Source organism: Devosia sp. LC5 (assembly GCF_000735585.1).
Lineage (GTDB): Bacteria > Pseudomonadota > Alphaproteobacteria > Rhizobiales > Devosiaceae > Devosia.
This window is the reverse complement of the sequence record NZ_JNNO01000034.1, coordinates 142,056-167,813: the sequence shown is the minus strand read 5'-3', so window position 1 is coordinate 167,813 and position 25,758 is coordinate 142,056. Positions and strand designations below refer to the sequence as shown.

Annotated in this window: 30 protein-coding genes; 26 read left to right on the top strand and 4 right to left on the bottom strand. The window is 62.7% G+C overall.

The features are described 5' to 3' along the window. Positions 1-138: 138 nt before the first annotated feature. The 15 genes from FF80_RS15450 to FF80_RS15375 all read left to right on the top strand — a co-directional run bounded on the left by FF80_RS15450 (position 139) and on the right by FF80_RS15375 (position 10,514). Positions 139-540 (top strand): single-stranded DNA-binding protein, encoded by a 402-nt coding sequence (locus FF80_RS15450; protein ID WP_035102181.1) that lies wholly within the window; start codon positions 139-141, stop codon positions 538-540. 595 nt (positions 541-1,135) lie between these two features. Further along, on the top strand, positions 1,136-1,303 hold the full coding sequence (locus tag FF80_RS22115) for a hypothetical protein (protein ID WP_200877217.1): 168 nt from the start codon (positions 1,136-1,138) through the stop codon (positions 1,301-1,303). Positions 1,304-1,519: 216 nt separating this feature from the next. Beyond that, entirely contained in the window at positions 1,520-1,768 is a 249-nt protein-coding gene (locus FF80_RS15440; protein WP_035102178.1) for a hypothetical protein, read from the top strand. Positions 1,769-1,900: 132 nt separating this feature from the next. Further along, positions 1,901-2,164, top strand: coding sequence for a DUF2285 domain-containing protein (locus tag FF80_RS15435; protein ID WP_052153639.1), 264 nt, complete (start codon positions 1,901-1,903; stop codon positions 2,162-2,164). A 409-nt stretch (positions 2,165-2,573) separates the two neighbouring features. Next, positions 2,574-3,053, top strand: a complete 480-nt coding sequence (locus FF80_RS15430) for a DUF2285 domain-containing protein (RefSeq protein WP_152558397.1) — start codon at positions 2,574-2,576, stop codon at positions 3,051-3,053. A gap of 133 nt (positions 3,054-3,186) precedes the next feature. Then, positions 3,187-3,468 carry a helix-turn-helix domain-containing protein gene (locus FF80_RS15425; RefSeq protein ID WP_035102174.1) on the top strand — a complete coding sequence of 94 codons (282 nt, stop codon included), beginning with the start codon at positions 3,187-3,189 and terminating at the stop codon, positions 3,466-3,468. Between the two features lie 10 nt (positions 3,469-3,478). Continuing rightward, positions 3,479-4,600, top strand: a complete 1,122-nt coding sequence (locus FF80_RS15420) for a replication initiator protein A (RefSeq protein WP_081917475.1) — start codon at positions 3,479-3,481, stop codon at positions 4,598-4,600. Beyond that, positions 4,597-5,235: a ParA family partition ATPase gene (gene parA / locus FF80_RS15415; RefSeq protein ID WP_035102172.1), complete on the top strand. Its 639-nt coding sequence runs from the start codon at positions 4,597-4,599 to the stop codon at positions 5,233-5,235. Before FF80_RS15420 ends, parA begins: the two co-directional genes overlap by 4 nt. After that, on the top strand, positions 5,232-5,990 hold the full coding sequence (locus FF80_RS15410) for a site-specific DNA-methyltransferase (RefSeq protein WP_035102170.1): 759 nt from the start codon (positions 5,232-5,234) through the stop codon (positions 5,988-5,990). The genes parA and FF80_RS15410 overlap by 4 nt, the downstream gene beginning before the upstream one ends. Next, entirely contained in the window at positions 5,987-6,241 is a 255-nt protein-coding gene (locus FF80_RS15405) for a hypothetical protein (RefSeq protein WP_035102169.1), read from the top strand. Before FF80_RS15410 ends, FF80_RS15405 begins: the two co-directional genes overlap by 4 nt. Then, the gene (locus FF80_RS15400; RefSeq protein WP_035102167.1) at positions 6,238-6,756 is read left to right on the top strand and encodes a DUF2840 domain-containing protein; all 519 of its coding nucleotides are present in this window, start codon (positions 6,238-6,240) and stop codon (positions 6,754-6,756) included. Before FF80_RS15405 ends, FF80_RS15400 begins: the two co-directional genes overlap by 4 nt. Beyond that, positions 6,753-7,298 carry a S26 family signal peptidase gene (locus tag FF80_RS15395; protein WP_035102166.1) on the top strand — a complete coding sequence of 182 codons (546 nt, stop codon included), beginning with the start codon at positions 6,753-6,755 and terminating at the stop codon, positions 7,296-7,298. Before FF80_RS15400 ends, FF80_RS15395 begins: the two co-directional genes overlap by 4 nt. A 68-nt stretch (positions 7,299-7,366) precedes the next feature. Continuing rightward, positions 7,367-7,705, top strand: coding sequence for a DUF736 domain-containing protein (locus FF80_RS15390; RefSeq protein WP_035102165.1), 339 nt, complete (start codon positions 7,367-7,369; stop codon positions 7,703-7,705). 3 nt (positions 7,706-7,708) lie between these two features. Beyond that, complete coding sequence (locus FF80_RS15385; protein ID WP_052153638.1) at positions 7,709-8,494, top strand: lytic transglycosylase domain-containing protein; 786 nt, start codon at positions 7,709-7,711, stop codon at positions 8,492-8,494. 250 nt (positions 8,495-8,744) lie between these two features. Then, positions 8,745-10,514, top strand: a complete 1,770-nt coding sequence (locus FF80_RS15375) for a DUF3363 domain-containing protein (protein WP_035102163.1) — start codon at positions 8,745-8,747, stop codon at positions 10,512-10,514. Positions 10,515-10,607: 93 nt separating this feature from the next. Here the strand turns inward: FF80_RS15375 and FF80_RS15370 are convergent, their stop codons facing one another. Next, on the bottom strand, positions 10,608-11,552 hold the full coding sequence (locus tag FF80_RS15370) for a LysR family transcriptional regulator (protein WP_081917474.1): 945 nt from the start codon (positions 11,550-11,552) through the stop codon (positions 10,608-10,610). Positions 11,553-11,599: 47 nt separating this feature from the next. Here FF80_RS15370 and FF80_RS15365 point away from each other — a divergent pair, with 47 nt between their 5' ends. From FF80_RS15365 to FF80_RS15340, 6 genes are all read left to right on the top strand, one after another. After that, entirely contained in the window at positions 11,600-12,583 is a 984-nt protein-coding gene (locus FF80_RS15365) for an aldo/keto reductase (RefSeq protein WP_035102161.1), read from the top strand. Continuing rightward, complete coding sequence (locus FF80_RS15360; protein ID WP_035102160.1) at positions 12,580-12,963, top strand: carboxymuconolactone decarboxylase family protein; 384 nt, start codon at positions 12,580-12,582, stop codon at positions 12,961-12,963. Before FF80_RS15365 ends, FF80_RS15360 begins: the two co-directional genes overlap by 4 nt. A gap of 262 nt (positions 12,964-13,225) precedes the next feature. Continuing rightward, positions 13,226-14,737: an IS21 family transposase gene (istA, locus tag FF80_RS15355; protein WP_200877221.1), complete on the top strand. Its 1,512-nt coding sequence runs from the start codon at positions 13,226-13,228 to the stop codon at positions 14,735-14,737. After that, positions 14,724-15,452, top strand: a complete 729-nt coding sequence (istB, locus tag FF80_RS15350) for an IS21-like element helper ATPase IstB (RefSeq protein ID WP_035102158.1) — start codon at positions 14,724-14,726, stop codon at positions 15,450-15,452. The genes istA and istB overlap by 14 nt, the downstream gene beginning before the upstream one ends. A 157-nt stretch (positions 15,453-15,609) precedes the next feature. Next, complete coding sequence (locus FF80_RS15345; RefSeq protein WP_081917473.1) at positions 15,610-16,737, top strand: MFS transporter; 1,128 nt, start codon at positions 15,610-15,612, stop codon at positions 16,735-16,737. 1 nt (position 16,738) lies between these two features. Then, positions 16,739-17,653 carry a LysR family transcriptional regulator gene (locus tag FF80_RS15340; RefSeq protein WP_200877216.1) on the top strand — a complete coding sequence of 305 codons (915 nt, stop codon included), beginning with the start codon at positions 16,739-16,741 and terminating at the stop codon, positions 17,651-17,653. A gap of 182 nt (positions 17,654-17,835) precedes the next feature. Here FF80_RS15340 and FF80_RS15335 read toward each other — a convergent pair whose 3' ends face one another. Then, positions 17,836-18,444 carry a TetR/AcrR family transcriptional regulator gene (locus FF80_RS15335; RefSeq protein WP_035102370.1) on the bottom strand — a complete coding sequence of 203 codons (609 nt, stop codon included), beginning with the start codon at positions 18,442-18,444 and terminating at the stop codon, positions 17,836-17,838. A gap of 99 nt (positions 18,445-18,543) precedes the next feature. Between FF80_RS15335 and FF80_RS15330 the strand changes: the two genes are divergently transcribed. The 5 genes from FF80_RS15330 (at position 18,544) to FF80_RS15310 (ending at position 24,147) form a co-directional block, all read left to right on the top strand. Further along, entirely contained in the window at positions 18,544-19,602 is a 1,059-nt protein-coding gene (locus FF80_RS15330) for a hypothetical protein (RefSeq protein ID WP_052153636.1), read from the top strand. Then, entirely contained in the window at positions 19,599-20,591 is a 993-nt protein-coding gene (locus FF80_RS15325; protein WP_035102157.1) for a hypothetical protein, read from the top strand. Before FF80_RS15330 ends, FF80_RS15325 begins: the two co-directional genes overlap by 4 nt. 85 nt (positions 20,592-20,676) lie before the next feature. Continuing rightward, positions 20,677-21,582, top strand: a complete 906-nt coding sequence (locus FF80_RS15320) for a LysR family transcriptional regulator (protein WP_035102156.1) — start codon at positions 20,677-20,679, stop codon at positions 21,580-21,582. A 136-nt stretch (positions 21,583-21,718) separates the two neighbouring features. Next, positions 21,719-23,710, top strand: coding sequence for a conjugal transfer protein TraG (locus tag FF80_RS15315; RefSeq protein WP_035102155.1), 1,992 nt, complete (start codon positions 21,719-21,721; stop codon positions 23,708-23,710). An 8-nt stretch (positions 23,711-23,718) separates the two neighbouring features. Then, positions 23,719-24,147: a ribbon-helix-helix domain-containing protein gene (locus FF80_RS15310; protein WP_035102153.1), complete on the top strand. Its 429-nt coding sequence runs from the start codon at positions 23,719-23,721 to the stop codon at positions 24,145-24,147. Positions 24,148-24,258: 111 nt separating this feature from the next. On the opposite strand, the gene FF80_RS15305 is transcribed toward FF80_RS15310, so the two are convergent. Both FF80_RS15305 and FF80_RS15300 read right to left on the bottom strand, forming a co-directional pair. After that, positions 24,259-24,864, bottom strand: coding sequence for a helix-turn-helix domain-containing protein (locus tag FF80_RS15305; protein ID WP_035102151.1), 606 nt, complete (start codon positions 24,862-24,864; stop codon positions 24,259-24,261). A 1-nt stretch (position 24,865) separates the two neighbouring features. Next, the gene (locus tag FF80_RS15300; RefSeq protein ID WP_035102149.1) at positions 24,866-25,723 is read right to left on the bottom strand and encodes an SDR family oxidoreductase; all 858 of its coding nucleotides are present in this window, start codon (positions 25,721-25,723) and stop codon (positions 24,866-24,868) included. Between the last annotated feature and the right edge of the window lie 35 nt (positions 25,724-25,758).

Here is a 25,758-nt window from a genome sequence, read left to right as displayed (position 1 = left end):
CTGAAGCGCCGGCCCGCACCACCCTGATTTCTTCGGGGTTCGCCCTGCGCATTCGCTTCGGTGCAGTCGTCTCCCAACGGTCTTGGCCGGGTCTCGTCGGAGGGACGGTCCCTCGGGCTGAAGCAACGGAGACATCAAATGCAGAACATCGTTATTCTCGCCGGCAACATCGGTCAGGAACCCGAAACCCGCACCACCCAGGGCGGCACCAGCATCACCCACTTCACGCTGGCCACCTCGCGCCCCCGCTATTCCGAGGGCAAGGTTGTTCGGGACGAGAACGGCTATCGGGTTCAGGATACCGAATGGCACCGCATCACCGCCTTCAACGGCCTCGGCAAGACGATCCAGCAATATTGCGAGAAGGGAATGAAGGTCCTGGTCCGCGGGCGCATCCACTATACCAAATGGACCGATCAGCAGGGCAACGACCGCTACGGCTGCGAGATTATCGCCGAGACGGTGGATTTCCTCAGCCGGGCCAAGCAGACCGAGAGCAACGACGGTAAGTTCACCGACGACGATGACATCCCGTTCTGAGCCGAAGCCCGAAGCCCGGCGGCGCAAGCCGCCGGGCTTCTTTCCTGTTCTCGGCAGATCGCAGATACGCGAGGTCATCAAGCCAGCACTGCGAAAGCTATCGACTTCCGCTCACCACGGCTCCGCCAGACTGACATCCGCCGTGGAAAGGGTCGCAAGCCACCAGTCACACCAAAATGATCCTCGAAAAAAGCGCGATTGCGCGCATGGCCGTATGGCCCTCACCCTCCAAGGGGGAAGGTCCAGCGGTCATCATGTGGCACGGCCGGTCAAAGCTGCGGCAGGGATCACCCGTCCCAGTCTCCGGGGCAGTGAAGAACAACGACCGATTATCAGGCGCTGAGGGCTGAACACTGGCTTCAGCGTGAGCAAAGAACATTACCAGCTCCTGTGGTCGAAGCACCAACCCCCGCTCTCAAAGACGCAATTCCTTGGTTTATCTCAGGGCTATTGCCCTCAACCCATGAAGGGTCCGCTACGCGAGCGTGCGGCCTCTTCGGCTACGCCTGCGAGGTGATCGCAACCCGGAGACAAACACTTCGGGCGCCTGTCGAGCGGGGGATGGTCCCCCGCCTCCAAGACAGGAGCCGGAACAATGTCCTTCGCAGATGCTCACGCTTTCGCCTTCAGCCTGGCCGCCACCCTCATGGTCTCCATCGTCATCTTCCGCGCCGGGGACGGCACCATGGGCGTGATGCCCGCCTGCGAGTATGACGGCGAGAACGACACCATTGTCGATGAGCTGGACCCTTTCGCCCCGTAAGGGGCGAAAGCCATACGGCCATGCGAAAGCCGCCATCGGCTTTCGCTACTGACATCCGTCAGCATGAATACGCCATTTCCGGCGACCGAATCAGTCGCCTTTTCTGGCGCCTTTCAACAGTCTCAAACGACGATTCCGGGTCGCTATTCGCTCATATTCCGACTATAATAGTCGTTTTCGTGGCGTGCGTACTGATGTCTGTGGAGGTGATCATGCATGATCACCGCCCGACAGACACGGGCCGCACGCGCGTTACTCGGCTGGAACCAGGAGACGCTCGCTGACAAGGCCCTCGTATCCCTGACCGCGCTCAAGCGTTTGGAGTCGGTCAATGATCTGCGCGTGCATGAAAGCACCCGCGATCAGGTGCGCAGGACGCTCGAAGCGGCGGGTATCATCTTCCTGTCCTCCGGCCGCCGTGAAGGCGTGATGGTGGATGATGAGGTCGCAGAGATCAGGCGATAGGCTTTCAGTGCTGATGTCGGCATGTCCGACCCGCAACACCTGTTGCTTCCGACGCGCCATCCCGCCGGCCTGTTTCCGCGATACACCGCCACTCACATCCATTGTGGAGACGACAACCTGCGCCGAGCCAACATGACTACGCTCCAATTTCTCGATGAACCACCGTCAAGCCCGGCCTTGACCGAATACGACCGGGCGCATTTCAAACTCTATATGCGCCTGCTCGACGCGCAGGCCGATGGCGCAGACTGGCAAGAGGCCGCGAGCGTGCTCTTCGGCATCGACCCTGAGCGGGAACCAGAACGCGCACGGCATATCCACGACACCCATCTGGCGCGCGCGCACTGGATGACCGAACACGGCTATCGGCAACTGCTGCGCGGTCGCCCAAACTGACGAGGTGTTGTCGCGGTGACAACACCTGTTGCCAGCGCTTCGGCTTCACACGCGCTCTACTCACTGGAATCAATTCCCGCCTGACGTGTGTCTCTGTCAGTTTTGGGAGAAGTGCCCATGATCCCCGATACATCTCGGTGGAAAACAAGTCCTGACTATGACTTCATGGACGATCTCAGCGTCGGTGATCTTGCATGGGAATGCCTACGCCGCAACGGGACCTACCAGGAAGATTATTCAGGGCTGTTGAAAACAGCACAGGCTGACCAGCCACTACCGCAAACGTTGCGCCAACGCTGGGGGTTACGATTTCGCCGCCCGCCCGAGTCACAGTGGCCGTGAAACGGCTGTATTCTGGGCCCCGGAGGCCGATACCAGCATCCTCCATCTGACCGCTGCACCTTCGCCTGTGGCCGCTTCGCCCAAAAGCCGATCGGATCTGCTCGAGACCATCCGGCGCGACGCACCAGAGGGCACACACCTGCAGCTCGCGATACTTTCCTCCGCAATCCATATCATCGTTTTGGCGTCACCTGAGGCCGACCAGCCGCTCGCGGCGATCGTGCCGCTCGACGCCGACGGCCTCGACCGCATTGCGGCGCTCGACCGGCTATGGCGACGCCTCCACCACCTGCCAGTGCCAGTCGACGCACGCCTGACCCAGCAACAACGCCGCCGCCTGAAGCTGATGCTGCGCGCCGTCGATGGTCGCATGAACCATGCCACCTATCGAGAAATCGCCGACACAATCTTCGGCGCTGCCCGTGTCGCCGACGATCCGTGGAAGACCTCGGCGTTGCGCGACGCCACCAGGGATCTTGTCCGCGACGGCCTCGCCATGATCGCAGGGGGCTATCTCAAATTGCTCCGCCATCGTCGGCGCTCCTGATCGAAGCCCCACCTGAGGGGGAGAATTAGGCTTCCCCAAGTTCCCCCTCCCTCTTCGCGGTTCTACTTCGCCACCTTGGCCTTCGTCCGCCGCTGACAGTCAGCGGTCCCAACGAACCCACGGAGGCCCTCTCATGTCCCCCAATCTCGCCGGATTGCCGCCGCGCTATCTGCGCACGCCTGAAGCCGCCCGTTTCCTCAGCCTGTCTGGCCGGACGCTGGAAAAGCATCGGACCTATGGCACCGGCCCGGCCTATCGCAAGCTGGGCGGCCGCGTCGTCTATTCGATTGAGGATTTGCAGGCCTGGGCCAACCGCGGCGCTGTCACCTCGACCTCCGACCCGGCCGGCTCGATCCTGCCCGCGAAACGCCGCGACGACCACGCGCCCGAGCGCGGCGCGCGTTCGTATCGTTGAGGAGCCGTATATGTCACGGCGTCGCCTCATCACCTCCAGCGAGCGGAGCAAGCTCGATCCCTTCATCGTAGCCACCGGCGACGCCAGCCCGCGCGATCAGCGCGACCTCATGGAACGGCCCTTCTTCTCGCTGGCCAAGGCCAAGCGCGTCGTGCCGATCCTCTATGAAACCGGCGACGTCCGCGTCGAGGTCTTTGCCGTGCCGGAACATGGCATGGCGACCATCTGGGATGCTGACGTGTTGATCTGGGCCGCCAGCCAGATCGTTGAGGCCGAAAACCTCGGCCTCAAGACATCGCGTTTCCTGCGCTTCACACCCTACCAGCTCCTCATGGCCACGGGCCGGGAAACCGGCGCCCGTGACTACCGGCTGCTGAAGGGCGCGCTGTCGCGCCTGCAATCCACCTCCATCCGTACGACGATCCGCCACGGCGAGCATTGGCGGCGGCACCAGTTCTCCTGGATCAACGAATGGGAGGAACTGACCCGCACCGACGGTCGGGTCGAGGGCATGGAATTCGTCCTGCCCGACTGGTTCTATCGCGGCGTCATCGACCGGACATTGGTTCTGGCCATCGACCCTGCTTATTTCCGGCTGACCGGCGGCATCGAGCGCTGGCTCTACAGGGTCGCCCGCAAACACGCCGGCCGCCAGCCGAACGGCTGGGTATTCGAGATCCCTCATCTCCATGAAAAGTCCGGCAGCCTGGTTCGGGTTTCCGATTTCGCCCTCCAGCTCCGGCGCATCACTATCCGCCAGCCGCTACCCGGCTATCGCCTGCGCATCGAGCGCCAGGGGCGGCGTGAACTGCTCAGAATCTTGCCCGCAGAGTTTTCCACAGGGCCTGTGGATAACCCTGTGGAAGCGCTCGGGACTTCGCACGCAAACGGTATCGGGACTTCACACGCAGCACTATCGGGACTTCGCACGCACGGATCGCAGTTAACCCTCTGGCCCGAAACGGCGATTCCGACGCTTAACTTAGAGTCTAACCCAGAATCTAACTCTTCTTTTGTAGATGGGGCTGTGAACAACATCGGCAGCGGGCTCCCGAAAGGGCCTGTCGCCCCGATCCAGACCGATGACATCATCCGCCTGCGCGATGACCGCGAGAGCGGGGGCGCACGATGATCGTGGCGCTCCTCAACCAAAAAGGCGGTGTCGGCAAGACGACGCTCGCCCTGCATCTGGCGGGCCAATGGGCCTCTGAGGGCAAGCGCGTCACGCTGATCGATGCCGATCCGCAAGGCTCGGCACTGGACTGGTCGCAGCAGCGCGCGCGTGAGGGTCTGCCACGCCTGTTCGGCATTATCGGTCTGGCGCGCGACACCCTGCATCGCGAAGCGCCCGAGCTGGCCCGCGACGCCGATCATATCGTCATCGATGGGCCGCCGCGTATCGCCGGGCTGATGCGCTCAGCACTTCTCGCCGCCGATCTGGTGTTGATCCCCGTGCAGCCGTCACCGTTCGACGGCTGGGCCTCCGCCGAAATGCTGGCGTTGATCACAGAGGCGCGCATCTACCGGCCCGACCTTGCTGCCCGCTTCCTGCTGAACCGCTGCGCCGCCCGCACCGTCATCGCCCGCGAAACGGCCGAGACACTGACGGATCACGATCCGCCGTTGCTTGCGGCCACCATCGGCCAGCGAATCGCCTTCGCCGACATGGCGCAGACCGGACGTCTCGTCTTCGAGGGCGATGCCGACAGCATGGCCGCGCGCGAAATCGACGCGCTCGCCGCCGAAGTCGGGAGGCTCGCACGATGACGATGCTCTCCCAAACTGTTCTGACTGGCGACTGCTGTGTCCTCATGCCGGCGCGCGGCCCCTTCGACATGATCTTCGCCGATCCGCCCTATGGCGACACCTCCCTTGCCTGGGACCGGCGTGTCGATGGCTGGCTGCCGCTCGCAAGAGCGGCGGTGCAGCCATCCGGTTCGATGTGGGTTTTCGGATCGCTGCGCTGCTTCATGGCGACGGCCACCGCCTTCGACGACGCGGGGTGGAAATACGCCCAGGAGATCGTCTGGGAGAAGCAGAACGGCTCTGGCTTCCACGCCGATCGCTTCAAGCGCGTGCACGAACTGGTCGTGCAATTCTACCGCAGCGATGCACCGTGGGGCGCCGTCTACAACGTCGTTCAGACGACGCCCGACGCTACGGCGCGAACCGTGCGACGCAAGAAACGCCCGCCGCACACCGGCCATATCGACGCCGGTCACTATGTCAGCGAGGACGGCGGGCCGCGCCTGATGCGCTCGGTCATCTACGCGCGCAATGCGCATGGCCGCGCAATCCATCCGACCGAAAAGCCGTCCGGTCTGATCGAAATCTTGATCCGCACAAGTTGCCCACCCGGCGGCCTGGTCGGCGACTGGTTTGCCGGATCGGGCGCGGCGGGCGAAGCCTGCCGCTTCTCCGGTCGCCGCTATCTCGGCTGCGAAATCGATCCGGTCATGGCCCGCAAAGCCGGCGACCGGATCGCCTCGACCCTGCCTTTCCATCAAGGGGAGAGGCCATGACGAAGCCTCCGCAAAAGCGCGGCTTCGCTGCGCGGCCCGCCGATCCCGAAAGCTGGATCAAGGCGCCCGACGCAGCCAGTGCAACGTCGCCGAAGGACGGCGGCTTCACGGCCCGGCTGACAATCGACGTCACGCCGGACTTGCGCGGCCGCATCAAGATCGCGGCCTTCCAGCGCGGCGCCACCGTCGTGGACATGCTGCGCGATTTGCTCGCGCGCGAATTCCCACCACCATCAGGAGACCCCTCATGACCGGAAACGCGGCTCCCCGCGTGCGCGGCGGCCCGTCACCGGCCAGCCCCGCACCGTTCACCACCCTCGTCGAACTGACGTGGATCGAAAGGAAGATCGAACACTGGATCAGGTTCGGTCGAGAGAGCTACGACCAGATCCTCGACCGCAGGCGGCGTGTCGTCGGCTTTGCGCCGAACAGCCTGTTCGCGTTCGTCCGCTGGGCGTCGAATGACTACGGCACGATCATTTCACGCGTCGACATCGTGCGCGCCATTGGTCCCGGCGAGCCATTCCAGACGCTGCCCTTCGTGCGTCCAGGCGGCGAAATCCTGCTCAAGATCGACGGCTGGCCGAAGGTCGAACGGGTGCTGCAACTGATCGACGCCATCGAAGCGATAGGCCTCGATCCGGTCGATGTCGCACCGGACTATTGGCGGCATGTTCACAACCGACTGACCGCCAGTCACGAGCCGCGCGCATATACCGCCGAACAGCATCAGGCGTGGCTACTGCGGCGGAGGGCGGAACCATGAGCCGCTTCATCTGGGCCGTGGCGACGTTCATCGCCACCAGCGGCGTCGCCGTCTCCACCTGGATAGACGCCCCGACCAAACTCATCTGGAATGCGTCGGCCAGCACGCCGATCGGGTTCTACACCGTCGAATCGGTGGGACATCTTGAAGTCACCGATCTGGTCGCCGTCGATGCGCCCGAACCGATGGCGAGCTTCCTTGACGGTGGGGGTTATCTGCCCCGCAACACGCCGCTCCTGAAGCGCGTGCTGGGTCTTCCCGGTCAGACCGTCTGTCGGACGGGCGTCGCCATCGCCGTCGACGGGATCGAGATGGGAACGGCGCTCGAGCGCGACCGCATCGGTCGACCGCTGCCGGCCTGGCAGGGCTGCCGTGTGATCGCCGACGGCGAAATCTTCCTGATGAACTGGGAAGTTCCCGACAGCCTGGACGGTCGGTATTTCGGCCCGATCCCGTCGGTTTCGATCATCGGTCGCGCGGTTCCGCTGTGGACCGACAATGACGGCGAAGGCCGCTTCGAATGGCGCGCGTCAACGCGGTGAACGCCACGCCTGCGGCGGGCGCACCGCTCGCCGCTAGCTCTCCCACCGCAACAGGAAGGAACCAACCTATGCCGCAGATCGGTCAATTCACTCGCGAAGAAACGGGTTTTGTCGGGCGCATCCATACGCTCACCCTCTACCGCGAACTCATCATCGTTCCGGCCGAACCATCGGACGCCGAGAACGCGCCGGACTACCGCATTCTGCACGGCGGTGATGACGGCGCACCGGAGATTGGAGCGGGCTGGAAGCGCACCGGCGAGAAGGCCGGTGACTATGTTTCACTGCTGATCGACGATCCCGCTTTTCCCCAGCCGCTCCGCGCCAACCTGTTCCAGAACGGCGGCAATAAGACCTCGTGGTCGCTGCACTGGAACCGCCAGCCCAAGCGCGGCGAGCGGGAGTGACCGATGCCGCTCTCCCGCACACCGCCCGCCATCATCACTGCACCCGGAGGTCGGCGCGCCACCCGGCGGATCTCCGTCCTTCTCCTTTCCGGCCTTCTTCTCACCATCACGCCGCCAGTCGTCACACAGGCGCAGAGCGTGCCGGTGACGCGATCGTCGACGGCCGATCCGCATGCCGCCTTCGTCACCGAAGCCTCGCAGCGCTTCGGCATTCCCGAGCACTGGATACGCGCCGTTCGCCGCGTCGAAAGCGCCGGTGACGTGCGAGCCATATCGTCGGCGGGCGCGATGGGGCTGATGCAGGTCATGCCCGCGACCTGGGCCGAATTGCGCGCCCGTTATCGCCTCGGCAACGACCCCTACGATCCGCGCGACAACATCATGGCGGGCACGGCTTACTTGCGTGAGATGCACGACCGCTACGGTTCGCCGGGCTTCCTCGCGGCCTACAATGCCGGTCCCGGTCGCTACGAGGAATACCTCGCAGGCCGCCCCCTCCCGGCAGAAACCCGCGCCTATGTCGCCACGCTCGCGCCCCTTGTCGGTGCGGGCGAAATCGCTCCCGACAATTCTGGTGCTGTCGTTGTCGCTGCCGTCGATCCGCATGTCTGGCGGCGCGCGCCGTTGTTCATCGCGCGCTCGGACGGCCCATCTTCTGCCATTCCCGTGCAGACTGATGCCGCTTCTGTCGACGCTCCGGCTGCAACGACTGTGCGCGACGTTTCGGGGATATTACCGCAATCGGGCAGCCTGTTTGTCGCCCGATCAGGTGCAGGAGGCCCGCAATGACGGGTTTCGCGGTGTGGCGCAGCATGGCGTGCTTCTGGAAAGGAGGTGCGGGATGGCAGGGGTGGAGACAGGTAACGACAGGCAGAGGGCAAGATAAAAGCGCCATGTCCACCGCCGCCCAAGTCTTTGACTTGGCCTGGTTTTTGGCGTGCCGGTCGGTCGGGAGCAGTGCCGCTGATCGCGTTTTCTCCAATGATTACAAGGCTATTTCCGGCACTGTGCCCGTCCTGGCCTGCTGGAGGGCGCGGCCATGAGCGAAGGCGACAGCGACTTCAATGTCCGGCCAGGGCGCATCAAGAGCACCCGTGGCGGCAAGCCCAAGAGCTTCATCAATCAGGTGCTGCGCGCTGCGAAGAAGGCTGGTCACACCGGCAGCGGCGGGGTGTCACGATCTGGCGGCGGGACAGCGGCGCGTGGCCGTTCGACCTTCGGGCGCGGCCGCAACACGTTCAGCCGCAACCGCCTGTTTGGCGGCAACCGCCGTGTCGTGGTCACCGCCCGGATCGCCCGCCACTCCGGCAAGGCGTTTCGCTCCGCCCCGCTCTCGGCGCACCTGTCCTATCTGAAGCGCGAGGGCGTCACCCGAGACGGGGAAAAGACGGTGATGTTCGATGCCGGCAGCGACCGCGCCGATGACATCGCCTTCACTGAACGTTGCAAGGATGATCGGCATCATTTCCGCTTCATCGTCTCGCCCGAAGACGCTGGTGACCTGACGGACATTCGCGCCTTCACCCGCGATCTCGCCAGCCAGATGCAATCCGATCTCGGCACAAAACTCGACTGGGTGGCCGTCGATCACTGGAACACCGACACCCCGCACGTTCATCTGATCGTGCGCGGCGTCGACGAGACCGGCGCAGACCTCGTAATCTCGCGCGACTATATCAGCCGCGGGCTGCGTTCCCGCGCCGAGGATCTCGTCTCCATCGAACTCGGCCCCAAGGCCGAGCACGAAATCCGCATCGCCCTGGACAAGGAAATGACGGCCGAGCGCTGGACACGGCTTGATGTCGAAATCCGCATCGCCGCCGATGAGACCGGCTTCATCAACCTGCGGCCCGAAAACCCCGGTGCATCCGATCCCGAACTGCGGCGCCTGATGGTCGGCCGCCTTCAGCATCTGGAAAAGATGGGCCTCGCAGCACCTGCCTCACCGGGCGAATGGATGGTCGGGCTGGAGGCAGAGCGATCCTTGCGCGATCTCGGCATGCGTGGCGACATCATCAAGACCATGCACCGCGCCTTCACCGAGCGCGGTCAGGATCGCGGTGTCGCCGACTATGTAATCGACGGCGGCGCGGCAGGGACACCCGTCATCGGCCGGCTCGTGGACAAGGGCCTTCAGAACGAACTGACCGGCGAAGCCTATGCTGTGATCGACGGCATTGATGGCCGCGCCCACCATGTTCGTTTCCGTGGCGTTGAAGCGTTCGAGCATTCCCCGCCCATCGGCGGCATCGTCGAGGTGCGCCGCTTCGGTGGTCCCGATGACCCCAACCCGACAGTGGTGTTGGCCAGCCGTTCCGATCTGGACCTCAACCGACAGATCACGGCGCCGGGCGCCACCTGGCTCGATCATCGTCTGGTCGAGCGTGAACCGACCTCGCTTGCCATGGGCGGTTTCGGGCGCGAGGTCCGCGACGCCATGACGGTCCGCGCTGACCATCTGACCGAGGAGGGCCTCGCCCGCCGTCAGGGTCAGCGCATCATCCTGCAGCGCGATCTCCTCAAGACGCTGCGCCAGCGCGAGCTGGATACCGTCGGCGTGAAACTCTCGACCGAGACGGGGTTGCCGCACATGAAGGCACAAGCTGGCGAGCATGTCGCCGGTGTCTATCGCCAGCGCCTGACGCTTGCATCCGGCCGCTTCGCCATGATCGACAACGGGCTTGGCTTCCAGCTCGTGCCCTGGACCCCGCCGCTCGAAAAGAAACTCGGCCAGCACATCGCCGGCGTCGCCAACGGCAGCGGTGGCATCGACTGGAGCCTTGGCCGCAAACGCGATCTCGGCCTGTGATCTGTCATGAAAAGAGCTGTTGTCAGAAGAAGCGCCGCTTCGTAACGATAATCACGCTCTCCGCCGGCAATTCAATGCGTTTAATAAGCACGACTAATTTCCTTGCAGTGCCGCTCTCAGGCTAAGGAAAAGGTCCGTCAGATGATCCGATACGACACGAATTCTACGCGAATGCGCCAGATCCGAATGCACGGCCAGCCAGATCGTCTGATCGGCTCCCAACTCATCCATCACACACACAAGCCCTTCGCGGCGCGCAAGGAAGTGCGGCAGCACGGCCAAACCGACCCCGGCGCTGGCGGCGGCTATCTGTGAGGTGAGCGTCGTCGTCATCAGCGCGCACTGCCGTCCACGCAAGACACGCTCGATCCATTGCGCAGCAGGAAGATGCCCCTGTGTTTCCGCCCACCCGATGAAGCGGTCATTATCAAAGTCGGTGATACCTGATCCGTTTCGCCTTGCATCGACATAGGCGTTTGAACCGTAAAGGCCGAAACCAAGAATCCCGAGCCTGCGGATCGTGACATTGCCCCGTTCCGGCTTGACCATCCTCACCGCCAGATCGGCGTCGCGCCGATGCAGGTTGACCGAATTGACGTCAGTGACGATCTCGATGCCAAGTCCAGGATGCTTGTCGAGAAGATTTGGCAACGAAGGAATGATCAGCGGATTGGCCAGGTTCTCCGCCGTCGCGAGGCGAACGCGGCCAGCAACCTCGGACTGCCCGCCACCTCCATCGCTGAACGAATGCCCCGCCTGTTCGAGCAGTTCGGCGCGCGCGACCAGAGCTTCCCCGTCATCGGTCAGGCGATAACCAGTCTGGTGCCTGCTGAAGAGCGGAACACCAAGCCCATGTTCGAGCCTTTCGATCCGGCGGGAAATCGTCGCCAGCCCGGTTTTCAGTTGCGTGGCGGCGCCTGACAACGTCCCGGTTCGCGCGATGGCCAGAAAAACCCGCGCATCATCCCAATGGACCTGGCCCATATCTTGTTTTCCGATATCGGAAAACTGATTCGTATTATTTGCACTACGTTTCATGAAATTAGAGGAACATAACTCTCCTGTGGCTGACAAGGAGAATGTTGATGAAACACCGGAGATTGGGAACTGAACTCGAAGTCTCGGCCCTTGGACTGGGCTGTATGGGCATGAGCGAGTTTTATGGCCCGCGCGACGACGATGAATCGTTCAAAGTGCTCGATCGGGCTGTCGAGCTGGGCATCAACTTCTTTGACACCGCCGATATGTATGGACCTCACCACAATGAGGAACTGATTGGCCGCTTCCTGTCCACACGGCGCCCCACTGTGCGGATCGCCACGAAGTTCGGGATTGTGCGGGCTCCCGGCGAATACCGGCGCAACATCGACAATCGCGCCGACTATGCGCGTCAGGCCTGCGAGGGTTCGCTGCGACGTCTCGGGATCGAACAGATCGATCTCTACTATGTGCATCGCGTCGACGCGTCGACGCCCATCGAGGAAACGATGGAAGGTCTCGCCGCGCTGAAGCGGGAAGGCAAGATCGCCCACATCGGCCTGTGCGAGGTCAACGCCAACACGTTGCGCCGCGCCCATGCTGTCCACCCGATAACGGCAGTGCAGACGGAATACTCACTGTGGTCGCGCGATGTCGAAAAGGAAGTGCTGCCTGTTTGCCGCGAATTGGGCATCGGCTTTGTTCCCTATTCACCGCTGGGTCGCGGTTTTCTGACTGGTCGCTTTCAGGACGCGAAGGTGTTTGCCGAGGGTGATTTCCGCGCCGGTCTGCCACGGTTTGCAGACGAAAACATCACAACTAACCGCCAGATCGTCGATGTGATCGCGGAACTCGGCCAGCGCAAGGGCTGTAGCCCCGCGCAGATCGCACTCGCTTGGTTGCTTGCCCAGGGCGACGACATTGTCCCGATCCCCGGCACCAAACAGCGCCGATATCTGGAAGAAAACGCCGCTTCGATAGAACTGGAACTGACTGCCGAAGAGTTGTCGTCCCTCGACCTTGCCGTCTCGCGTCTCCCCGTTATCGGCGAGCGCTATACGCCCGAGGGCATGAAAGGTGTCGACGCATGACCCAGGCTGATCGTCGCACGCGAGCGCTGGACCTGCTGCGCCAGCTCGACCCGCAAGCCCCTGAGCGCGTGGCCGCCAATCTTGATGAGCTTTCCGGTGATTTCACGGAACTGATCCTTGGTTTCGCTTTCGCCGATGTCGTCGCGCGCCCAGGCATAGATCTCAGAACACGCGAGATGCTGACCGTTTCAGCATTGATGGCGATGGGGACTGCGTCAGGCCAACTGGAATTCCATATTCGCGCCGCCCTCAATGTCGGCGTCACCCGCGAAGAGATCGTCGAGATCCTTCTCCAGATCGCTGTTTATGCCGGCGTGCCGGCCTGCATGAACGGCGTCGCCGCTGCCAAAAAGGCCTTCGCGGCCATTTCCACCCCGTGATTCAGCGACCCGACCACCAAAGCGGTGGCCGGTGTTTCTGGGCAAAAATCCAAGGCCCATTTCAAATGCAAGAACAACATGAACAGGCTTCATGGCGAAACTGGTTGGCTGTCGGCGTCCTCGGCGTCGGATCGTTTGCCATCGTCTGTGGATCGGCGTGGAAAAGGGACCCCGTTAGCGGTGTGATCGGCGTCGAATAAGGACCCCTCATTCCTGAGGTCTAACGGTGGCGGCTTGGCGGATGTCAGGCGGCGAGTTCGGGATGTTGGTGTTGGAGACGGTGTTGAGGATCCGGCGCGAGTTTGCGTCCGGGAAGGCGATCAAGGCGATCGCGCGTGACCTTCGATTGTCGCGCAAGGTGGTGCGCAAGGCGATCCGGGAGCCGGATGCGGAGTTCGCCTATCGGCGGGCGGTGCAGCCGTTGCCGAGGCTGGCGCCGTTCCAGGCCAGGCTCGATGAACTGCTGGAGGAGGACGAGGCGCGGCCGCGGCGCGAGAAGCTGCGGATGACGCGCGTCCATGACCTGCTGGTGCGCGAGGGGTTCGACGGGTCGTACGACGCGGTCAGGCGCTACGCGGCGGGGTGGCGGCTGAAGCGGCGTCGGGGCGTAGCGGATGCGCCGTCGTTCATCCCGCTGATGTTCCAGCCGGGCGAGGCCTATCAGTTCGACTGGAGCCACGAGGACGTCGAGATCGCCGGCAAGCCGATGCGGGTGAAGGTGGCCCACATGCGGCTGTGTGCGTCACGCGCGATCTATGTTCGGGCCTATCCGCGCGAGACCCAGGAGATGCTGTTCGACGCGCACGCGCGGGCGTTCGCCTTCTTCGGCGGGGTGCCGACACGCGGAATCTACGACAACATGAAGACGGCGGTGACGACGGTCTTCACGGGCAAGGACCGGGTGTTCAACCGGCGCTTCCTGGTCATGGCGAGCCATTACATGGTGGAGCCGACGGCCTGCTCGCCGGCGGCCGGCTGGGAGAAGGGCCAGGTCGAGCACCAGGTCCAGACGGCCCGGGGACGGTTCTTCCAGCCGCGCCTGCGCTTCACCAGCCTGGAGGAGCTCAACGGCTGGCTGGAGGCCGAATGCCGTCGCTGGGGCGAGTTGCGCCAGCATCCCGAGCAGAAGGAGCTGACGGTCGCCCAGGCCCTGGCCGCCGAGCGGCCGGCGCTGCAGCCCATGCTGGGCCCGTTCGACGGCTTCCACGAGAGCGAGCACGCGGTGACCGGGACCTGCCTGATCAGCTTCGACCGCAACCGCTACTCGGTGATGGCCAGGGCCGGGCGACGCACGGTGCAGGTCCGCGCCTATGCCGACCGGATCGTCGTGCGCTGCGAGGGAGAGGTCGTCGCCGACCATCGCCGGTTCTTCGGTCGCGACCGGACCCTCTACGATCCCTGGCACTACCTCCCAGTGCTGGCGACCAAGCCCGGAGCCCTGCGCAATGGCGCGCCGTTCCAGGACTGGGAGTTGCCGCCGGCGCTGGCGCGCCTGCGCCGCAAGCTGGGTGCGGGCGACGAGGCCGATCGCCGGTTCGTGCGGGTGCTGGCGGCGGTCCTGGAAGACGGCCTGGAGCCGGTGGAGGCTGCCGCGCGCGAGGCCCTCGCCGCCGGGACCGTCAGCGACGACGTCATCCTCAACATCCTGGCGCGCCGGCGCGAACCGCCCCGGCCGCTGAGCATCGTCACGCCGGACGACCTGGCGCTGCGGCATCCGCCGCTGGCGGACTGCGACCGCTACGACAGCTTGCGAGGCCTGCATGCAGCGGCATGAGATGATGGCGGCGCTGACCGGCCTGGGCCTCAAGGGCATGGCCGGCGCCTTCGACGAGGCGGTCACCACGGGCCTGCAGCGCAAGCGCACGACTATGGAGATCCTGGCCGACTTGCTGCGCGCCGAGACGACCCACCGGCATGCGGCTTCCATCCGTTACCGGATGGCGGCGGCCAAGCTGCCGGCCGTGAAAGACCTGGACGCCTTCGTGTTCGACGACACGCCGATCAACGAGGGGCTGGTGCGCTCGCTGCACAGCGGCGCCTTCCTGGCGAACCGGCGCAACATCGTGCTGGTCGGCGGGACCGGCACGGGCAAGACCCACCTGGCCACCGCCATCATCGCTAACGTCGTGCGCGCCGGGGCGCGTGGCCGCTACTTCAACACCGTCGACCTGGTGAACCGCCTCGAGGAAGAAACCCGCCTCGGCAAGGCCGGTACGCTGGCGGCCCACCTCTGCCGGCTCGACGTCGTGGTCCTCGACGAGCTCGGCTACCTGCCGTTCGCCCGCTCGGGCGGCCAGCTCCTGTTCCACCTGGTCAGCAAGCTCTACGAGCGGACCTCGGTGATCGTCACGACCAACCTCGCCTTCGGCGAATGGCCGACCGTGTTCGGCGATCCCAAGATGACCACGGCCCTGCTCGACCGCATCACCCACCACTGCGACATCGTCGAGACCGGCAACGACAGCTGGCGCTTCAAGCACCGCAGCTGACCCCACCAAAAGAACGCCAAGCGAGGGTTGAGCCTCCGGTCGGGCTACGCCCTCCCTACGCCCCAACCCTCGCAAGCGGTGCGCTCGTGACGTCCATCCCGAACCCCGAAAAGGGGGTCCCTATTGCACGCTGATAGGGGGTCCCTTTTAGACGCCGATTGACACCATCGTCACCACAGAACTGGCCCCGATCGGCCTTCTCTCTTCGATAGCTGGTGATCTCGGCGAGAGCGAAGCAAAGGTCGGCCTCATCGTCACCGGCTATGCTTGGATCGCAGCCGCCGCCGCGCTGCTGTCGGCGATGATGCTGGGACGCATGCCAAGAAAGCCGCTCCTTGTCGGCCTCATGCTGGTGTTGGCGTTGTCTAGCGCTGTTGCGGCCATGACGACGACCTTTCCTACGCTATTTGGGGCGCGGATCATCGGTGCTGTGGCCCATGGTGCTTTCTGGGCCATGATCGGAACGCTGGGCGCACAGATCGTTCCGGCCAGGCATGTCGGTGTCGCGACGTCTATCATTTTCGGTGGAGTGTCGACGGCCAGTGTCCTGGGTGTCCCATTGGCGGGGATGATAGGTCATCTCGATGGCTGGCGTACTGCGTTTGGCGTGATCGCGGCTTTGTCCTTCCTGACTGCGGCTGCCATCATGTTTTCAGTACCTCGTGTACCGGCCGCAGCGCCCGTGGGGCGGCAGGCGCTTGCCGCCATTGCCCGCGACCCTGCATTCCTTCGCATCTACGGCGCGACAGCGTGCGCAATCACCGCACATTTCGCCGCATTCACTTATATCGAACCATTGCTCTCCGACGGTCTGCGCATGCAGCCTAATGTACTGTATGCGCTCCTTCTTGCGTTCGGTGCCGCGGGCCTTCTCGGCAATGTTATGACGGGCTTCCTCGTCGACCGATACCTCAAGCCGCTCGTGATGGGATCGCTGGCGTTGATGGCGCTGTGCCTGTCCGGGATCGGACTGATCGGTGCGAACGCCAGTGTGGTCGTCGTCGGTATTCTGCTGGTGGGTTGGGGGATCGGGGTTGCTGCCGTATTTGTCGGCTTCCAGACTTGGATTTTGCGCACGGCGGGTGATGCGGCGCTTCCGGCATCGGCGATCTATGTCGCTATTTTCAACGCTGCAATCGGTGCTGGCGCGTTGTTGGGGTCGGTCGTCATTTCGTTCACCGAACTCGCCGGACTGATGGTGGTCGCAGCGTTCGCTCTCGTCGGCAGCCTTGTACCCGTTGTTTTTCTATCAGCCCCGACGGTTGCAACGGCCGCTGGCGAATGACGTGGCTTTTTCCGAATTTGAACTCAGACACCTTCGCTATCTTTTAGCAACCGCCGATCTTGGGGGCATAAGGCGAGCCGCACGTAGCCTGTCCGTCGAGCCTTCGACAATCAGCCGCGGCATCCGTGATCTGGAAGACAATATCGGCGCCGCCTTGTTCATTCGGGGGTATGGAGGCGTCACCCTCACCCACGCTGGCGAGCTGTTCATCCGCCGGATGCGCAGGGTTATGAGCGAACTCACCCATGCGACGAAGGATGTCGGCGTCATCGGTCGAGGCCAGGAAGGCGTCATCAGAATAGGCCTGATATCCTCCATCGCCTCTGGCTTTATTGCCGAGCTTCTGGATGCTTACGCTGTCCATCATGCCGGCGTGCGGATCGAATATGTCGAAGGTGGCGTCATCGATCATGTCCCTGCGGTCCAGCAGCATCGGCTGGATGTCGCGTTCCTGACCGGCACCCCCGCAGCCGAAGGTTGCGAACTCGCGCATTTATGGAACGAGCGGGTTTTTGCTGTGATGTCGGCTAGGCACGAACTTGCCGAAAAGGAGGAAATCGCCTGGACAGACCTCCGCAACTTGGAGTTCATCGTCAGCGAGGCCGCGCCGGGGCCGGAGATCCATGATTATCTGGTGAAGCATCTCGCCGAACTCGGCAATCGCCCCAGCGTCCAGCAACATGCAGTCTATCGGGATACGCTGATGCAGATTGTCGCCAATGGGCAAGGCTTGACGCTGACCAGCGAAGCGACGGTCGCGACGCAGTTTCCCGGCGTCGTCTATCGTCCGCTCGCCGGAGAAAGCTTGCCTTTCTGTGCGGTCTGGTCACCCCGCAATGACAACCCCGCGTTCCGGCGGTTTCTCAGCCTGGCCAAGGTTATCTCGGTGAAATGTGGATTATCAGCCCAGCCTTGAGAATTAATAGGTTAATATCTAGCGTTTCAGCTTGAGAGTGATGATGCCGCTTTGGCTCGAGCCGTTCTTTGCCCAGAGGCCACCTTACCACTTAATATTATTCCAACTTCGCGGTTGATAGCTAACGTGGACAGCAAGGTTTGCTGCCTCAGGGTTGGCGAAGTGCGCCACGTTCAGCAATTCTAGCCGTCGGAAGGAATATCCGTACTGAACCAGCTTATGATCAGTGAAAAAAGCGTCGCCACGGCCTCCGGCTCTTCAATTTCGCTGCGCACCATCACGCCCGATAGTGCTTCTGCCGCACCAACTATGGCCGTGCAGCGAACTGTAAGCACTTCTTCAGGAAGGCGAGTGTAGGGACGAAAGGCTTCTGCATAGGCGTCGATATAGCGACGCAGGAGTTCGCTTCCAAAGCGTTCCATTGCCTCGTCCCCCTTGAGCGCCGCGACGATGGCGAATGCTTCCGGCCCCACGGTTGCGTAGCAGCGCATATAAGCCTCGCTTGCCGCTTCGGCGACGGATCGGAAGGCAGGCTCGGCGTTCGCCAGTCGGTCCCGGAGCATGCCGAATTGCCGTTCGGCTATCTCTTCATAGAGCGCGATGAAGAGCCCCGATCGTGTCTGGAATTGGTCATAGACGACCGGTCGGCTGACACCAGCGGTCTCGGCGAGCGATACAAGCGTTAGCGCGTCGGCACCGTGCGCGCCGACCATCCCCTTCGCTACATCAAGAAGCTGTCGCCTTCTTTGATCCCGATTCAGACGCGTCCGCTTCGTTTTGACATCCATCATATGAGCCCGGTTGACTATATACATAGTGTAAGTTACATATTGTATATAAGCCTGCTCGCTAAGTCCAGCCGGCGCGAAGCAATTGGAGGATGAGACGAGATGGCGAATGAAAATACTTGGGTCCTTCTGGTGGGCGCTTCCGGCGTTGTCGGGCGACAGACGGCAGCACGGCTTCGGCAGAGATGGCCTGAATTGCCCATTCTTGCAGGCGGCCGCGATCTTCAGCGAGCGGAAGCCATAGCCGCCGAACTCGGCAATTCTAGGGGCGTGGCACTAGATTTGAATCGCCGCGATCTTGGGTTGGCTCATGACATTTCTGTCGGCGCCGTTGCCATGTTCGTCAAGGATGAGACTCTTAACGGTCAGGTTTTCGCGCAGGATCACGGCGCGCCCTTCATCGACATATCAAGCGCAGCCTTTGAACTTGGGCCGCAGACGGCGTTCTACAGCGAACGCCCGCAAGCTGCTCCCGTACTGCTTGCCAGTAACTGGCTCGCTGGGGCGAGCACATTCGCTGCTCTTGACCTCGCAAACAGCTTCGATCGCATTGATCGCATCCTTGTATCGGCTTTGCTGGATGATCAGGATATCGGCGGGGGCGCTGCGGAAGCCGACTACGTGCGACAGACACAGGCCGGACCATCTGGCTTGGTACGAAAGAAAGGCCGCTTCCTCTGGATCGCCGGGGAAGATGCGGCAGGCACGTTCGAGGCAGTGGACGGGAGAAACTTTGACGCGCAAGCGTTCGGCAATCTTGACGTGCTGAGCCTGTCGGCGGCGACCAATGCACCGGATGTTGTCTTTCAGTTCGCGGTTGGCGAAACTTCCAGTCGCCGACGCGGCGAAGGATTCTCGCACGAAATTCTGATCGAGATCGCTGGCATTTCTCGTGATGGGCGGCAGGCGCACGCGAGGCGCGCCCTCGTCCATCCCGATGGTCAGGCTCCCATGACTGCTCTGGGTGTCAGCTTGGCAATCGAAGACATGCTCGGGCTCAGGACAGGTAAGAAGTTGGCTCCAGGGCTGTATCTGCCGCACGCCGTCGTCGATCCCACGCGGGCGGTCAAAGCGCTTCGCGAGATCGGTGCGACGGTTGATGACGCATGGCGTCAATCAGACGGTTTCGTAGCGCACAGGACGGAGACGCTGGCGCAATGAGCGGCGATAAAAACGGCATTCTCATGGTTGGCGGATACGGTGCCGTCGGACGCGAGGCTGCAAAAACAATTCGGCGGCTCTACCCGGATGTGAAGCTTGTCATAGCCGGGCGTGATGTCACGCGAGCGGCTGAACTCGCGGCGGAACTGGGCGGCGCGGAAGGCGTCGCGTGCGATCTCACGACGCCAGGCTTGGGACTGGTGCCCGGTCTTGTCTATCGAGGCGTCGTTGTCTTCGCCAAGGACGAGTATCTGCACGCGCTTGATCACGCGATCACCAAGGGCGCCGCCTATGTCGCCATATCCGACTACGCAGTCGAGATCGCGCCGCTCACCGCTCGCTCTGGCGGCGACGGCAGACACATCCCGATCTTACTTCTCGGACATCACCTTGGCGGCTTGGTCACAATGGCGACGCTGCATCACACCCGCGACTTAGCGGAAATCACCGCAGTTCGCATCGGCGCGATCTTTGACGAAGCCGATCTCGGCGGCGCGACGGCCCAAGCCGATGCCGCTCGTGTTGCGCGCGCGACGCCGCATCCTCTGATCCGGTACGAAGGCCGTTGGCTCTGGGCAGAGGGGCCGCACCTGACGCGGCAGTTTACCGGTTCGGGCGGGGTCGTCCATGAAGGCAGCGCTCTCTCGCTGTTGGACGTCGCCAGCATTGCTGCTGTGACGAAGGCGCAGTCGGTGCGCTTCGATGTTGCGATTCGCGAAACGTCACCGAAAGCGCGCCACGAGGTCGTTATCGAGGTCGAGGGACGCGGGGGAGACAATCGGACTGCAAATCGGCGGATAGCGATAGAGGGAGACGGTTTTCATACGATGGCCAGTGGACGCGCCGTAGCGTTCGCCTTGGAGCGACTACTTGGCCTTGATGGACGATCGGCAACGCCCTCTGGTTTGTGGCTTCCCGAGAACGTGCTGGATGCAGAACACATCGTCAGCCGAGCGCGAACCTCCGGCATCACGATCGATTGTCGATGAATGACCCGTCGCAAGCCCGTCGTGTATCAGTGGCCGTAGAGGTCTTTCTAGTAAATTGGCCGACTAGCGGTCAGGAGGGGACCGATTGACCTTCGAGCTCCGCCATCTGCGGTACGTTCTCAAAGTAGCCGAGCAGCGGAGCTTTCGGCGTGCCGCGCGCAGCCTGTCCGTTGAACCCTCGACTATCAGCCGTCGCGTGCGCGATCTCGAAGACGCTATTGGTGCCGCCTTATTCATTAGGGGGCATACAGGCGTCACCGTCACCCGTGCTGGTGAGCGATTCATCCATAGGACACGAACGATCCTAAACCAGATCACATACGCAACAATAGACGTGGGCGCCATCGGACGCGGCCAGGAAGGCGCGATCAAGATAGGTCTGATGTCCTCCATCGCCTCAGGGTTTATCGCCGACCTACTGGACGCCTTCACTGCCGATCATGCCGGTGTGCGAATTGAATATGTCGAAGGCGGAGCCATGGAACATATTCCGGCGATCCAGCAGCAAAGGTTGGACGTGGCATTTTTGACAGGAATGCCCATGGCTTACGATTGCGATCTTGTTCAACTGTGGAGTGAGCGGGTCTATGTGGTTATGTCGGATAAGCACGAACTCGCCAAAAAGGAGGAAATCTCTTGGGACGACCTTTTGGATCGCGAGTTTATCGTGAGCGAAGTTCAGTCAGGACCGGAGATCCACGATTATCTGGTGAAGCATCTTGTCGAACTCGGACATCCTCTGAATGTCCAGCAGCATGCGGTCTATCGAGATACGCTAATGCAGATCGTCGCCCGCGGCGGCTGTCTTACGCTGACCAGCGAGGCAACTACCGCAGCCCGCTTCCCAGGTGTCGTCTATCGCCCGCTTGCGAGAGAGATACTGCCCTTCTGCGCGGTCTGGTCACCGCGCAATGACAATCCCGCCTTCCGGCGCTTGCTCAGCCTGGCCAGAACGTTCTCGAAGAATTTCGGATCGACTGACCAACGTTGAGTTAAAACCGAGCAACAGCTTGGGTCGCCTTTTTCTACGCCAACACAGCCATCGACACTACGCCTACTGACTAGCACTTGATTAACTGGCGGACGGTTTCCGATCTCTACGGTGTTTACCGTGAAGAAAGAAGCGTATGTCCGCGACCAAAATATTATGGGGCCAGATCCTTGTTGTGTTGCTGATCGTGCTCATGTCGATCTGGGGCGCGACACAATGGACGGCCTGGCAGCTTGGCTTTCAACCGCAGCTCGGCACGCCCTGGTTCGAGCTGGCCGGAATGCCGGTCTATTATCCTCCGATGTTCTTCTGGTGGTGGTATGCCTATGAGGCCTACGCCCCCGGGATTTTCAACATCGGCGGGATGATCGCCGCGTCCGGTGGCTTTATCGCCATCACCGTCGCCATTGGCATGTCGGTGTGGCGGGCGCGCGAGGCCAAGACCATCGCCACCTATGGCTCGGCCCGTTGGGCGACCCCCGCTGAGGTGAAAGGCGCCGGGCTGCTCGGCCAGGATGGCGTCGTTCTCGGCAAACTTGAACGCGACTACCTTCGCCACGATGGCCCCGAGCATGTTCTGTGTTTCGCCCCGACCCGCTCCGGCAAGGGCGTTGGCCTCGTCGTTCCGACCTTGTTGACCTGGCCCGGCTCCGTCGTCGTTCACGATATCAAGGGCGAGAACTGGCAGATCACCGCGGGGTTTCGCGCGCTTCATGGCCGCGTGCTGCTGTTCGATCCGACCAACACCAAATCCGCCGCCTACAATCCGCTGCTCGAAGTCCGGCGTGGCGAGTGGGAGGTCCGCGACGTCCAGAACGTCGCCGACGTGCTGGTCGACCCGGAAGGTTCGCTGGAGAAGCGCAATCATTGGGAGAAGACCAGCCACTCGCTGCTGGTCGGCGCCATCCTGCATGTCCTCTATGCCGAACCGGACAAGACGCTGGCCGGTGTCGCCGGATTTCTCTCCGATCCGAAGCGCCCGATCGAGACGACGCTGGCGGCGATGATGACCACGCCGCACCTCGGCGAGAAAGGCCCGCATCCGGTCATTGCGTCCACTGCGCGCGAGTTGCTGAACAAATCCGACAACGAACGATCCGGCGTGCTGTCCACAGCCATGTCGTTTCTCGGCCTTTATCGCGATCCCGTCGTCGCCGAGGTGACGAGCCGTTGCGACTGGCGCATCGCCGACCTCATCGAGGACGAGCGACCCGCCACGCTCTATCTCGTGGTGCCGCCCTCAGACATCTCCCGCACCAAGCCTCTTATCCGCCTGGTGCTCAACCAGATCGGCCGCCGCCTGACCGAGGATCTCCATACCAAGAGCCGACGGCATCGCGTGCTGATGATGCTCGACGAGTTCCCGGCGCTCGGCCGGCTCGATTTCTTCGAAAGCGCCCTGGCCTTCATGGCGGGGTACGGCCTGAAAGCCTTCCTGATCGCGCAGTCTCTCAATCAGATCGAGAAGGCTTATGGCGCCAACAATTCCATTCTCGACAATTGCCATGTGCGCGTCTCGTTCGCCACCAACGACGAACGCACCGCAAAGCGGGTGTCGGACGCCCTCGGAACGGCCACCGAGATGAAGGCCATGAAGAACTATGCCGGTCATCGTCTCTCGCCCTGGCTCGGACATCTGATGGTCTCACGCTCGGAGACGGCGCGCCCGCTGCTGACACCCGGCGAGATCATGCAGCTTCCGCCCAACGACGAAATCGTCATGCTCGCGGCGACCCCGCCGATCCGGGCCAACAAGGCGCGCTATTTCGAGGACAAGCGCTTCAACGAGCGCGTCCTGCCCCCGCCGGACCCGTCCAAAACCTTACGAACCACGCGGAAAGACGCCTGGACGGAGCTGAAACCACAGGCGCCGGATGCCGTCCAGCTGGCCGAGATCCAGAAGGCGGAAAAGGACGCCGCCAACAGCGGACTGCGCCGCGAGCCGGAACTGCCCGATCACGTCGCCATCGCCAAGGAAACCACGCAGCCCAACCCGTCCAATGAATTCGACATCGTGATGGATGACGAGCCGGAAGATACGGCCCGACAATCCCGTATGCTGCGCCAGCAGATGCGCGGTGTCGCCCGGCAGATCGCCATGGACCCCAATGACAATATGGACCTGTGAGGAAGCCCATGCGCGACCGGATGAACGTCTATCTGCCCTCGGACCTGATGAAGGGGATTTCCGAACTGGCTGACCGAAAGAAACTTTCCCGTTCCGCCATCGTGGAGGCGGCCGTTGCCTCCTTCCTGTCACCCGATGGCGCCGACAAGCGAGAAGCCGCGTTCGCCCGTCGTCTCGACCGGCTATCGCGACAAGCGCAACGGATGGAACGCGATCTCGGCGTCACCGCCGAAACCCTGGCGCTGTTCGTCCGCTTCTGGCTGACGATCACGCCGCCGCTTCCTCCAGACGCACAGTCTGCCGCCCAGATCAAAGGCCGCGAGCGCTATGAGGGTTTCGTGGAAACACTCGGTCGTCGGTTGCAGAAAGGGCAGAGCTTCTTGCGCGAGATCCCCGATGACGTAGTCGCAAGCGGCTCAATAGTCGAGCCTGACTGACTTACGATCGACACCAGCAGCGCACCGAAATCAACTCCGCATCGTGTCGCGAATATTTCCGGGGAACGTCGCCGTTTGGGTGGCGGGCCGTCGGCTTTCGAGCAGAATTCGTCAAAAGCCGTCGAGCGGCCATGCGGCCCTCCGTCTGTGTTTTTCGAGAAACCGGCCGCGTTTAGAAAGCCGATAGCCGCTTTGCAGGCTTTCAGTCAGGCCAAGCTCCTTGAGCTGCCGGATTTTGCGTTTCACGGTCGGCTTTTCGATCCCGAGGCGTTCGGCAATTTCGCCGGCGGTTCTGCCGTCGCGCTCACCGATCAAACGGAGTGCATCGGCGGTCCACGGTCCCGAACGACTGTTCTTGTCGAGCGCGGCGAGCTGATCGAGCAGGCCGGCGAGGTCGTCGGCGTCAATCCGGTCGTTCTGGCGCAGGGCCTCGCGCGGGTCTGGCCCCGCCACATGGAACCTGATCCGATACAAGGTGCCGTCACGCCCTTTTCGCAGATCGGCAAGCAGGGCCTCGCGGGTATCGAATCCCGCGCGCCGGGCGTCCTCCCCCGAAATATCATCCGGCCCGATCGCCTCGACGCCCTTGATGGCGAGGACGCCGATCGGCGTCCTCAATGTGCCGCCAGTGCGCACCGTGGGCTTGGTCCACCACCGAAAGGCAAGCGTTATCCTGCCTGCCTTGATGCTATCGAGAACCCGGCTCTTGAACAGCATACTATTTCCATGTGTCGGCGTGATCGGCCGCAAATGTCGAGAACGACAGTGCCGACCGGCCGGTAATATCCTCAACCGCCGATGTGACGCGGGCCGCCGCGCCGGTGCGATAGAAGCGGGCAAGCTCAACCGTATCCTCGGCATAGGTGGCGTCGAGGCCCGCAGCGATCATTTCCGAACGGCACTCCTCATCCGTGATGTTCACATAGCGGACGGCCTTGCCTTCCGGCGTCACCAGCATGGCCGCTGCCTGCTCGTATGTCAGCCCTTCCGGCCCCGTGAGGTCGTAGGCGCGGCCGCGCCAAGCCTCATCAACGAGAACGCGGGCGGCAACGGCGGCAATGTCCCGCGCGTCGATAAAGCTAACCGCAGCATCGTCGCAAGGCATCCTCACCATGCCGGTGTAGGCGATCATGTCACGATAGTAGGTGTAGAAATTCTGCATAAAGCAGTTCGGCCGCAGGAAGGTATAGGCGATCCCCGATTGTTCAATGGCCTGCTCTACGGGCCGGTGAATCCGGGCGATGGAGAAGGATTCGGATTCAACGCCCAACGTCGAAAGTTTCACGATGTGACCGACGCCGGCCTTGCTGGCCGCATCGACAACCCGCAGCTCGGCCTCGGTCTGGTGAGGCATGTCCCCGACCAGCAAAAAGAGCTGATCTATCCCCTCGACCGCTTCCGCCAGCCCTTCGCCCGTCCCGGCGTCGATCCTGACGGCTTCCGCGCCTGGAATCTCGACGGGCCGGCTTCGGTAGCCAGCCCGCACCGGCAGGCCCGCGCCTGCAAGGGTTTCCGCAACGGGGCGGCCGATCAATCCGCTCGCCCCCATCACAAGGGTCTTGGGCTTTTCAGTCATGGCTTATCCTCACATACCAATGGTATGTTCAGCTA

Excerpts from the sequence above, each read along its gene's own strand:
- FF80_RS22115 (WP_200877217.1), top strand. The coding sequence starts at position 1,136 with ATGTCCTTCGCAGATGCTCACGCTTTCGCCTTCAGCCTGGCCGCCACC.
- FF80_RS15330 (WP_052153636.1), top strand. The coding sequence starts at position 18,544 with ATGGCGAATGAAAATACTTGGGTCCTTCTGGTGGGCGCTTCCGGCGTT.
- FF80_RS15385 (WP_052153638.1), top strand. The coding sequence starts at position 7,709 with ATGCCGCTCTCCCGCACACCGCCCGCCATCATCACTGCACCCGGAGGT.
- FF80_RS15405 (WP_035102169.1), top strand. The coding sequence starts at position 5,987 with ATGACGAAGCCTCCGCAAAAGCGCGGCTTCGCTGCGCGGCCCGCCGAT.
- FF80_RS15420 (WP_081917475.1), top strand. The coding sequence starts at position 3,479 with ATGTCACGGCGTCGCCTCATCACCTCCAGCGAGCGGAGCAAGCTCGAT.
- FF80_RS15395 (WP_035102166.1), top strand. The coding sequence starts at position 6,753 with ATGAGCCGCTTCATCTGGGCCGTGGCGACGTTCATCGCCACCAGCGGC.
- FF80_RS15335 (WP_035102370.1), bottom strand. The coding sequence starts at position 18,444 with ATGATGGATGTCAAAACGAAGCGGACGCGTCTGAATCGGGATCAAAGA.
- FF80_RS15450 (WP_035102181.1), top strand. The coding sequence starts at position 139 with ATGCAGAACATCGTTATTCTCGCCGGCAACATCGGTCAGGAACCCGAA.
- FF80_RS15365 (WP_035102161.1), top strand. The coding sequence starts at position 11,600 with ATGAAACACCGGAGATTGGGAACTGAACTCGAAGTCTCGGCCCTTGGA.
- FF80_RS15425 (WP_035102174.1), top strand. The coding sequence starts at position 3,187 with ATGTCCCCCAATCTCGCCGGATTGCCGCCGCGCTATCTGCGCACGCCT.
- FF80_RS15435 (WP_052153639.1), top strand. The coding sequence starts at position 1,901 with ATGACTACGCTCCAATTTCTCGATGAACCACCGTCAAGCCCGGCCTTG.
- FF80_RS15400 (WP_035102167.1), top strand. The coding sequence starts at position 6,238 with ATGACCGGAAACGCGGCTCCCCGCGTGCGCGGCGGCCCGTCACCGGCC.
- FF80_RS15440 (WP_035102178.1), top strand. The coding sequence starts at position 1,520 with ATGATCACCGCCCGACAGACACGGGCCGCACGCGCGTTACTCGGCTGG.
- FF80_RS15370 (WP_081917474.1), bottom strand. The coding sequence starts at position 11,552 with ATGAAACGTAGTGCAAATAATACGAATCAGTTTTCCGATATCGGAAAA.
- FF80_RS15360 (WP_035102160.1), top strand. The coding sequence starts at position 12,580 with ATGACCCAGGCTGATCGTCGCACGCGAGCGCTGGACCTGCTGCGCCAG.
- FF80_RS15310 (WP_035102153.1), top strand. The coding sequence starts at position 23,719 with ATGCGCGACCGGATGAACGTCTATCTGCCCTCGGACCTGATGAAGGGG.
- istB (WP_035102158.1), top strand. The coding sequence starts at position 14,724 with ATGCAGCGGCATGAGATGATGGCGGCGCTGACCGGCCTGGGCCTCAAG.
- FF80_RS15410 (WP_035102170.1), top strand. The coding sequence starts at position 5,232 with ATGACGATGCTCTCCCAAACTGTTCTGACTGGCGACTGCTGTGTCCTC.
- FF80_RS15315 (WP_035102155.1), top strand. The coding sequence starts at position 21,719 with ATGTCCGCGACCAAAATATTATGGGGCCAGATCCTTGTTGTGTTGCTG.
- FF80_RS15300 (WP_035102149.1), bottom strand. The coding sequence starts at position 25,723 with ATGACTGAAAAGCCCAAGACCCTTGTGATGGGGGCGAGCGGATTGATC.
- istA (WP_200877221.1), top strand. The coding sequence starts at position 13,226 with ATGTTGGTGTTGGAGACGGTGTTGAGGATCCGGCGCGAGTTTGCGTCC.
- FF80_RS15375 (WP_035102163.1), top strand. The coding sequence starts at position 8,745 with ATGAGCGAAGGCGACAGCGACTTCAATGTCCGGCCAGGGCGCATCAAG.
- FF80_RS15305 (WP_035102151.1), bottom strand. The coding sequence starts at position 24,864 with ATGCTGTTCAAGAGCCGGGTTCTCGATAGCATCAAGGCAGGCAGGATA.
- parA (WP_035102172.1), top strand. The coding sequence starts at position 4,597 with ATGATCGTGGCGCTCCTCAACCAAAAAGGCGGTGTCGGCAAGACGACG.
- FF80_RS15325 (WP_035102157.1), top strand. The coding sequence starts at position 19,599 with ATGAGCGGCGATAAAAACGGCATTCTCATGGTTGGCGGATACGGTGCC.
- FF80_RS15390 (WP_035102165.1), top strand. The coding sequence starts at position 7,367 with ATGCCGCAGATCGGTCAATTCACTCGCGAAGAAACGGGTTTTGTCGGG.